The following is a 10679-nucleotide window of genomic DNA, read 5'->3' on the forward strand; positions in this document are numbered from 1 at the left end:
AGTGGTTAACTGTTTATAATACGCAAAGACCCCATGATGCACTAAAAGGTTTAACACCCCTAATGTACAAACAAATGCATTCCGTTTCTACTTCTTAGTTGTACTAAAAATGGGATGGGTACAATTGCATTGAATCACCAAAAAAACCAATTACATTTTTCTTGCAACTCAGACTAAGATGTGTTAGCAAAATTTTAGCAACTAGAGGACTTGTATCTTGATATTCATCAATAAAAATGCAATTTGCAACATCTTTTAAAATGTCTGATATTTTTTTATATCGCTCAAACATTCTTTCTGCAATTACCAAAATATGATCGTGACTAATGCTAATCCTGCCATTATTTTCTGGAGTTATTGAATAATATTCATCATAATCCACATAAAGATTTTTAAAGTAATCTGTAGCAATTAAAGCTCCAGCAAAATCCTTAGGCTTTTTAAAAATGTTATTCTTTTCATCATTAATTAACTCCACTAAAATATCTTTTATTTCCCTCTGATATTTGCTTATAAGAGACCATATAAACTTGTGAATTGTCGATACCCAAAGATTCTCATTTTCTATACGAGACAAGATTTCTGCAACCGCATTATTCGTATAAGTAATACAAATAATCTTGATATTGGGAGACTCTTTCACCAATACATTTATCAAAGAAATCAACGAGTAGGTTTTTCCACTACCAGCTCCACCTTCTAAAACAAAATTTTTGTTCTCCCGTATACATTGAAGAGCATCTTTAACTTCTGATTCTAAGATTGTCGTAGCCATACTAACCCCTCCTCAATATAATATGGAACTTTCCATGTTCCATCATCTTCTCCATCATATTCATTATCAAAATATAACAAGCTTGATGCAAACGCAGATTTCTTTTCTACCTTCTTCTGTGCAAAATTATAATAATCATTTATAATTTCCTCATCGTCAAAACTCTTTAATGCCCCATACTCTTGGAAATTCTCCTTATTTTTTATAATAAAATTTTTATTTAATGCTATAAATGCATCCTCAAAGCTACTTGCCTGGTACTCACCATCTTTTTCAGGTATTTGATAAGCGATCCTTATCTTCTTTTTAATTTTATCCTTTGAACCTTTACTAACAAGCTCATGAAATATATTCCCTAATCCCTCAAGACTAGTATCTTTAAAGAATTCTTTGATTGCTACATTACTTGTATTCTCTGCATTTTGAGGATGTGATTTAACATATTTTCCATCCTCTCTTTTCTTTGCCGCATCTATATCTGTGATTATCAAAACATGAAGACCTAAAAACTCAAATAAAGGAATGAAAATATGAGAATGGGCTCCAACTTCAATTATCGAAATATTTTGTGATAATAAAGGAAGTTCACCATTTGCTGGTGTAATCTTCTTATCAACTTTATACATCATCATTGGCATCAAAATTCGTTCAGTATCTCCTTCTACACAAACAACCTTATCGGTAAAGAAAAGTTCACTTCTATTGAGAGTCAAATATTGCTTTACAAATTTAAATCCTTTCTGACTATCACCACTATACTCATCTTTTAAAGAATTAAAGTTTTTTGCTATGACTCCATTCTCTTCTCTCTTTAAATATATAACATCATCAAAATTACAGGCCGAAACTATATGCGAAGAATGAGAAGTAATCAAAACTTGCAACTGTTTTCCCATATCTGATAGTTTTTTCTTGCGCGACTCAATATGGTTTTTAATATTTCTTATAAATATATATTGCAGTTGAGGATGAGTGTGTGCCTCAGGTTCCTCGATATACAAGAGATTTATATCGGCAGGTTGTTCAAATATTTCTTGTATTTTTGTTTCAATTTCAAATAAAATACCAATCAAATTTAAATGTCCCAATCCATTGTATGTCTCAGGAAGAGTGCTCTCATTCCCTTGTCTGTAGCTCAAATTTGTATTATCTGATAATAGATTTTTCTCTGAGATTGAAGACTCTATCGCAATGTCAATCCCTTGTCCTGCCCCTCCATATTGTCTTATAACCTTTATAATCTCGCTAAAAACTCCATCAATAACCTCCCCATTTTCCGCCTCACTCCCGTTATAAATTTTATACAATTCATTATCTGCCTCTTCCAATTTTTTTTCTAACTGGGTAAATATCAACTCACTTTTGCTTTTGACTGATTTATAAGAATTAAAATATTTGCCTGTTAGGCTTGATAAAACGTGATTACGATCATCATTAGAAACCGCCCGATCAGCCCTGACTCCTACTACTTTAATTAATTTCTGAATATCACTGCTCTCAATTTCTTCTGATCTAACTTCTTCTATTTTATGCTCCGCTACATCAAATCCTCTTGAGTATTTTTTTACTTCAAAGAATTTTGCAAAATTTTTACTGAGAAACTTAGAAAATAATGTAAAGTCATTAATCTTATCCTCATCCATATGGTTTCGTAATTCTGCGACTTTTTTTGCTGATATCAAGGAGACAAATTCCAGCACTATGATGTTATTTTCTGGTTTTAAGTCCATCATAAATTTCTGAATATTTGTATATGAATCTTTATCGCTGTACTCAATAAATAATTTAAGATTTATGGCTTCTAAGGGTATATCATCCTTCTGATCTAAAATATTAAATTTAATTATTTCCTGATGTAATTCTTTCTGTCTTTCTAAATTAATATCTTCCCACATTATTCTGGATGAATTTAGCATCTTATCCAAAATAATAAGAACAGAAGTTTTGCCACTATTATTTTTGCCTATAACTAACGATAACTCTTCTTTGAAATCTAATCGAAATTCTTTTAGAAGTCTGAAGTTATTTACTTCCATCCTTTTTAAAATCATTTGTAATTCTCCTCTACATCATGCATCTATCTCATTTAAATCCACTACAAGGAAAAACACATCCATTAAGTATTATGAACAATTTTGAGTTGACTTAGAAATTGACTCCTAATCAGCTTCTTTACCAACAATACATGAAAAATTACCACTTCTTTATGTGTAATACTACCATACCACAGTAAATAATCTATTTGCAGTTATTAGATAAAACCATTAATTGCACTCAATTATAAAATCCAGCACATCTAATCAAATAGACCCTAAATAATCTCATAATCCACTACTGGATTTTTTTAGTTATCAAATAAATCCTGCACTAAATCTAATTTTTCTCTTTACTCTTCTCTAGTCTAAGCAAATGATAAGTTATATTTATCTGCTTACAACGGCATGACCATGCACCATTCATTTCACGCACAAAATCTTATTACTAAGTCTACATATAAAATTAATTTCTTTTTCCTCTTCAAAACTTAAAGCTGTTATATCTAAAGGATATCCACTAATACTTTCTAGATAATAAGTCATGTATGCTATGCTACTTTCAATCCGAGCAGAAAAGACAGAATACAGTAACAATATATCAATATCATTCGAATGACTATCAGTATCCAATATAGATCCAAAAACATACACTTTATCAAAGTCATCAAATAACTTAATGCTATCAGCTATTAATTGAATAGCTTCACTTTTCCTTAATTTGGTGAACATATTTATAGAAATTATTTATGGGGAGTAATGTCAAATCTAAGGTCTTAGCAAATTCAAGGGCCTCTTGTGACACACATCCATTCCCATTCCAATGATGTAGATTAACCACAACAGTTTTTGAAGGAGGACATATACGCATTAAGAACTCTTTACTCAGACAGTACTCATAAACAAACATAATATTGACCTGATTAATGGCAATCTCTCTGAGAGAATACTCTCTTATATACCTAAAAGCTATTCCTCTAGATTTGAGATATTTTAAAACACAATTTAGATCATTAAATCTAACACTTCCTTTACGCCAGCAGCCATAGTCAGAATATAACTGTCTTAACCGAGGAGTATCCTTTAGTAATACCTTACCTTGATCTCTTAGTAGAACGTAGGGGCTAATAGTACCTAGCTCGACCGCTTCCAAATTATTATTCTGCCGCATAATTTCCAAAAAAGCCTCTAAAGATTCAACTGACTGAATAGGAAAATCATCCATCGGAGCAATACCAAAAATTGAATTTATTTCCTTTGGGAAAAGTACTGCTCTAATCTTTTCTTCATCATTTCTTGTGCACTTAAACTCTTCAGCATGGACAATAAATTCTTTTACCAACTGCAAATTTGAATATTCCTGGGTTCTAGAACTCTGAATCAAATGAAAATTCTTTTGTAAAATTTGTACCAGTTTCTCATTATTTAATAGTAATCTAGACTCAAATTTATCCCAAAAATCTTTTCTACCTTCAGCATAATAATTATTATAAATCGTTTTATTCTCAACTAATAAAGGACTTACGGCATCTCTAAGCTCCTTAAATGACTCATACCGAACAGAAAAGAACTCTTTTAGTTGTTTCTTTCTCTCTTCTTTCCAGCTTTTAACTATTTTCTCGTCGAACTCTCTCGTTTTATCAAATTTTGTATGACAAGAAGGACATAAAATAATCAAATTCTCATACGAATTATCTTCTGTATGTGCGTACGGTGAAATATGTGCTTTCTCCATAATGTCACCACTATCAAAAAATAACTCCGTTTGGCACTCTGGGTTCATGCACATTCCCATTGACTCCGCATACAATCTTCTCTGAACACTATCTGCAATTGACTTTCTACTCATTTCTCTTCCTTATTCAGAATATTTCCTATATCACTCTGGTAATGATGTTATTCGAATAATATTATCCAATATTAAGTGACTCTCCCCTATCGCTCCATAAATATCGGGGAATAAGGTTGAGTCCATTATATTCAGACGTGCCAAATACCTCATAACGTGTATTCTTAATGCTGTGCTAATTTTTGTTCTGGTTAAAAACGGAATTTGATATATATTATTGGCTATTCGTGCATTCACTGTATTATTCAATTCTAAAAACTCTGAAAGTATTAAATCAGTAAAAACTCCTTGCTGAGCATTTATTCTTCCTCCAATATCAACTCTTGGCTCGATAATCTTTACATTATTTCTAACTTCAAACAGGTCAAGTGTATAGATGACTCTATACTCGTCACTAGCCTCAATCTTCTCCGGACGAAAAGCAAAGAATAGAGCCACTAATAATGATTTAGTCCAATCTAATAAAGGAGTCTTTAATCCATAATGCTGACCAACAGCCCAAAAATCATTGATGCAATCATCCTTGAGCAACAAATACTGTTCAGGCATCCTTCCTCTAAAGTTTTTTCTAATTCTTTGAAAATACTCATTGACTACTTTATCAAAAGACGGACGACAAATATATTCACCTTTTTTAAGAGAATATCCCATAATATCAGCAGATATTTGCCTCTCCAAAGTAGATTGGAGTAAATAACACTCTTTCGAATGTCCTCTAAAATAAGTCTCTTGCCACTCACATAAATCCAATAATTGTAGTTCTTCTGCTATTTTGTCCATCGATTCTAAAATATCCCCCTGCCCCCCTTGGTAACGACATGGACTAATAACACTATCAACCCACTCCTTTAACTCATCATACTCCTCAATCACGTACTCCCTTATACCATCCTCTCCTACAAAATAATCATTAAATTTACCATAATCACCCATCGTTTTTCTCCTAGAACAAGTATCTCTTCCAAGAACTCCACCTCACACAAGCTGGTTGCACGTAAAAAATAGAAAGCAAATAAATTCTCCCCCTGTTTAACAATGTTTTTATCCTCTTCGTTTCAACAACACTCAAAAGTTCTACTTTCTTATTATCTTGATTTAAGGATGACCACAATTTCTAACTTATATCAACTCATTTCTGGGGAACGCTCCCTCACTATAGGACTGTTACCAATATCCTCTCACCCTAAGTCTACGATTCTTTTCCAAATATTCAATCATGCTTTCCTTACCTCTTGCGAGCCTCTTTAAAAGTTGGGCAACAAAAGGATGTGTAAGTACTAATTTCTCCCCCCATCGTTTATATTGTTTAATATTTTCTTCCTCTTTTTCATATCCATCACCAACCCATTCAACCGCAGACTCACTATTAGCTTTCCCTATATACATTCCATTAATCATTGGCATCACCTCTAAATCCTCTACTACATCTCTAATTACCTCACAAGGCCAAACACCATCCTCTCCAGTAGGACCATGACTTAACAACTCACCAATATAATATTCCGTGGCATATATTCTTTTTTTCTCATTCCCCATCACTCTTGTTTTCTCAATCCACTTTCTAAGTGCATTCTCTTGAATAATTCCACATTCATCTGTACCGGGAATTCTGCGTAAGGCATTTAACACTTCATGTGATTTATCAGCTAGCATTTTCCTCTTCTCAAAAGAAAGGTTTTCCGCATCATCTAAGCCATCTTCTCTCTTGAACAGCCATGAAATAAGTTGCACAAAAAACTCGGGACATTCTTCAATATATTTTTCTAGACCATAAAGTCTAGTTTTGCATAACCCATGAGGTGCTAATACACCTACGTAGAGAAACTCCAACGACGCTTTTTGCTCTAAGGAGAGCGATTGACAATTTTGAATTAACTCAAAAGACTCCACAATGTCATGCACACCGGGCAGGGAGCCCTCTGACAGTTCAGAAGAATTTGCCATATCAGCTAAAATAGAGTAAAGCATCTCTGTATTTACTTTACTCTTTAAAAGCGCTATATAAGAAAAAGCTGCTAGTGGTCTATGAGCATTTAGCAGATGCTGCACCCCTGCCGGTATCTCATCAATTTCCTCTTGCCTCGCAACTGAAATCCCAACATTCTGCCAATACCCTCTTTGATACTCTTCATCCTCACACTCAACTAGCTCCCAAATATAAGCTCTAAATGGAGCGAGTAAACATACCCGCAACCTGTCTTTTTCGGATAATTGGTGTATGAGTTGTTTAACCCTCGCCATAGTGAGATTATTAATACACAGCAATCCTCTCAATAAATTCGCAAATTTCCCTTCACTGTCACTATCATTCGTTTCTTGCAATATAAAAAAAATAGTCTCCTTCCATTGAGTTTCATTTAGTACATATTCACTCATTAATGCACCTATCAAATAAGCACAATCTCCTATCTCACATAATCTTAAAATTTCTCTCATTTGACGAGACTCAAACAACGTGCTTAACACTTCTATGCGTTTCTTTTCAACGACCTCTTCTCTATCCTCGTACTCTAAATCAGCTACACTTTCATGGGACTCTTGATGAATCCATATGCTTTTAAACAACCATTCATACCCTTTTTCATCATTAGACTTTAACGTATTGTAGATTTCTTGTCCTAATGGTGTCAGCGCAGCAGTAGGCTCACGTTTCTTAGCCCACCGAGATAAAAACATACCATGTATAGCAGAACGAATCATCTTCTTTTGTTCATCAGTTCCACCGTTATTAAACCATTGCTTCACTAATCCCCATAGTTGGTCTTGTTGCTCATCTGTCAAAAGTCTGGATCTTGAGATAAGTCGAGTTAGCTGTTGAATGGAGTAGGAAAGTTCTGGTGTTAATACTAACTTAATCATTTCTTTGTAGAAATGATGCACATCACCCGTGGTAACCATTGGAGCTGCCTGGGTATTTTTCCAGACATATTGATGGCTAGGAAATATTGAAACACGCTTCGGCAGATGTTCTGGAATTAAATCAATGCAAAGATTTAAGCCTACGACAGGATGCTTTTTGATGAGTTGAGTAATCAGCAGTATTCTTTCATCTATGTTCAAGCTTGTTTGTGGATAAAAAGGGAAAAAAATTTTCCCCAAAGAGTGTAGCGGTTTATTAACATACTTATCATTTATGTCCTTGGAAGATAATTGTGTTAGTATATCAACTACCCTGCTCACATATGCTTTATCCCAAGCCAATTTTTCCAGTGCTACTAATAAATCAGTATATTTAGGCGACTCTAGAGTCACATTACTCACTGGTCGCAAAACACTAAATATTTCGCCCTCATTTTTTAAATCACTAGAAACAACATTTAAAAACACATCAGGAGATGATTCCGCTAACACAGAAAAAATATCATGGCATGACAATAATTTTCGAGAAGTCACGGGTGTCAACAAACTCTCTACCACTTCATCTACCTTACATTGACAGTCGTAACCCAACCTTTCCTTAAATAATAAATTTCCATGGACTGCCAATAACATCAACGTATCACCAATACTTTGCCGCAAACTTCTCGAATACTTTCTCCCCTTACCTAAGGCATTAGCATAAAATTGCTGATCCTGTGGTAAATCCAATGCTGGATCATCTTCTCCAAGTACATCAACTACCACTTTAAAATAGTTGTCTAGGTCTGCTCTCGTAACAAAGGGAGTGATAATAAACAGCAAATCAATTTTTGATACCACTCCTCTATACTGACCAATAACCCATACTGGAGGATCATCCATTTCACTACAGCAAAACAGCACTCTATCCATCTCATCATAGAACTTCTTATAACCTAGTACCTCTAATATTCTTTTATCTTCCTCGTTTGAGGAATCCCATGCACCAGCAAATAGAAACGGAATCAAATCTTGCTTATACTCTTTTACCCACAATGGTTTTTTACAAGACTCATGGTTATTAAGTTGCCTTCCCAGCACACTTAAAGAAAATCCAACTTGATTGGCTAACTTCCCTGCCTCATCAAAAGATTTACCCATTTTTTCCAAGGCATGGACAAAAGTTGTTTTATTCAACACTTCCAAAGTAATAGCGTTAGGATTTTGCTGATTTGTCAGTGCTTTATGCGAAACAATAAAAGTGTGAATTTTGCTTCTATATGGGGAAAACTCATTACCTATATCTGGTTTATCGGTAATAGCAACTAATTTGCCAGCGCCTGTCATTAGAGAGGGAAAAACATCTAAAGAATCAAATACCAAACATTGATCATAGAATGTCTGATTAGTACATAGTACCCGAGATAAGAATGCTATTCCTTCATCTGTAGTATCTGCATAAATATGAAAAGTTTCACTGGGAGGATTAGACAAATAAGTGAAGATTTTTTTACGATAGTTCTTAATATAATCATCAAAAAAATCAGGCACCAATGCTGGATTACATCTATTTGACCAATCAAACCAACATCGTTCGAGAGAACGCACCCCTTTATTATCAAGGCCTATTTCATTTGCCAACCAAGTTTGAGCAGGCAAGGACTGTTCAAGCCATTGCTCCAAATTGCTAGCATCATATACCCGAACATCTTTCCACTTTTTCAGCGCTTTCTTTTGCGCTGCCCACTTATTTTTATTCACCCATCGACGAGGAGTGACAAAAACAAAAGTAATTTCTGCTGCATCTTGACCAGCTACTTTAAGACTCTTAGTAAAGTCATCATGAGCTTTTCTTCGTATATTATTAGTTACTCCCCACTCCCAACCAGATTTTCCTTCTGGCACCCATGGTGTTACTTCATTCGCTTCAAGCCAACCATCCCAACCCGGTCTTTCTGCATCATCATTACCAGGAAAATCAATACAACTGATATTACTTACAGTGGAATGGATTAAGGTTCTAAGAAAAACAGCAAAACGCGATCTTGCTTCGATAGACTCTTCAGACACCCATTTTGTAATCGTATTTGCCTTGATAGATAAAAAAGGAGGAGCATAAACATGGCTCACAGACAACTTCCTATTCACGCTTACCTTATATCCTTCATATTCTGATTGCCACCGCAATAACTCATCTAGTGAGAAACTAAATGTATTTGCAAGAAGTTGAGCCATTCCTACAGATAACGACGCTCGTCCATTTAATAATTTAGAAAGAGTTGGTCGAGCCACGCCTAAAAGTTTGGCAGCGTCGCTCACAGATAATTCTTTGGGAATAACCTTTTCCTTAATTCTTAGACCTGGGTGGTGGATTGTCATACTATCTCCTCTAATCACCAATCCAAACCGTAACGTTATACATTACACCAAATTTATCAATGAATATATAGACATATAATTAAATTGTCAATATAATTTTGCCATTAGCAATCAAATATTGTATGCATAACATGAGTGACTTTTACTTAGCCAGAACCCTGCTTATTGATGGACAGCCGACAACAGAAGAGGAGCTTATTAGTCAATATAAAGTCATTATCATCCTATCCGAACCAGGAGCAGGAAAAACGAGTTTACTTAAAAGCTTAGCAAGAAAATTAGGAGGAATACATCAAAGAGCCAACTCATTAATTCAAGAATTAACGCATCCCAAGAAACACGATCCATTAGTTATTGACGCTCTTGATGAATGTTTCTTTTCTCATCCATCCGATATTGATAAACTATGGAAAGTTGCAAAAGACGCTCAACCAGCTCAATTGATTGTTGCTTGCAGAGGGAGTGAGTGGAACAAATCGTATAACCAAGGGCTAGAAGAAATTTTTGGAGCAGAATCTAATAATCACACCATCACCATTGCAAAAATTGTCTCTTTTTCCTACGAAGAAAAAAGAAAACTATTTACGTATCATTATCCCTGTTTATCCTTTGATGCTTTTTACTCCCATTTAGAGAAAACTAATGCTACTAATTTTCTAGATAACCCTCAAATGCTCATGTACCCATCCCATTTTTAGTACAACTAAGAAGTAGAAACGGAATGCATTTGTTTGTACATTAGGGGTGTTAAACCTTTTAGTGCATCATGGGGTCTTTGCGTATTATAAACAGTTAACCACTCTTC

The 10679-nt window shown here is 34.5% G+C and carries 8 protein-coding genes; 2 read left to right on the plus strand and 6 right to left on the minus strand.

All coding sequences use genetic code 11. The features are described from left to right. A partial coding sequence (locus HKX40_RS10930; protein WP_425500462.1) for an integrase core domain-containing protein occupies nucleotides 1–98 on the plus strand: 98 nt, incomplete at its 5' end. A 5-nt stretch (nucleotides 99–103) separates the two neighbouring features. Here HKX40_RS10930 and HKX40_RS10450 read toward each other — a convergent pair. From HKX40_RS10450 to HKX40_RS10470, 5 genes are all read right to left on the minus strand, one after another. Then, on the minus strand, nucleotides 104–775 hold the full coding sequence (locus HKX40_RS10450; RefSeq protein WP_171589526.1) for a UvrD-helicase domain-containing protein: 672 nt from the start codon (nucleotides 773–775) through the stop codon (nucleotides 104–106). Next, entirely contained in the window at nucleotides 757–2826 is a 2070-nt protein-coding gene (locus HKX40_RS10455) for an ATP-dependent nuclease (protein ID WP_171589527.1), read from the minus strand. The genes HKX40_RS10450 and HKX40_RS10455 overlap by 19 nt, the downstream gene beginning before the upstream one ends. Before the next feature lie 688 nt (nucleotides 2827–3514). Next, nucleotides 3515–4657 carry an HNH endonuclease signature motif containing protein gene (locus HKX40_RS10460; RefSeq protein WP_171589528.1) on the minus strand — a complete coding sequence of 381 codons (1143 nt, stop codon included), beginning with the start codon at nucleotides 4655–4657 and terminating at the stop codon, nucleotides 3515–3517. 30 nt (nucleotides 4658–4687) lie between these two features. Beyond that, nucleotides 4688–5590: an FRG domain-containing protein gene (locus HKX40_RS10465; protein WP_171589529.1), complete on the minus strand. Its 903-nt coding sequence runs from the start codon at nucleotides 5588–5590 to the stop codon at nucleotides 4688–4690. Nucleotides 5591–5821: 231 nt separating this feature from the next. Beyond that, on the minus strand, nucleotides 5822–9874 hold the full coding sequence (locus HKX40_RS10470) for a helix-turn-helix transcriptional regulator (RefSeq protein ID WP_171589530.1): 4053 nt from the start codon (nucleotides 9872–9874) through the stop codon (nucleotides 5822–5824). Nucleotides 9875–10005: 131 nt separating this feature from the next. Here HKX40_RS10470 and HKX40_RS10475 point away from each other — a divergent pair, with 131 nt between their 5' ends. Then, nucleotides 10006–10572: a hypothetical protein gene (locus tag HKX40_RS10475; protein ID WP_171589531.1), complete on the plus strand. Its 567-nt coding sequence runs from the start codon at nucleotides 10006–10008 to the stop codon at nucleotides 10570–10572. Between the two features lie 5 nt (nucleotides 10573–10577). On the opposite strand, the gene HKX40_RS10935 is transcribed toward HKX40_RS10475, so the two are convergent. Further along, the coding region (locus HKX40_RS10935) for an integrase core domain-containing protein (RefSeq protein ID WP_171588563.1) at nucleotides 10578–10679 on the minus strand (102 nt) is incomplete at its 5' end.

The organism is Pelistega europaea (assembly GCF_013133775.1).
GTDB lineage: Bacteria > Pseudomonadota > Gammaproteobacteria > Burkholderiales > Burkholderiaceae_B > Taylorella > Taylorella europaea.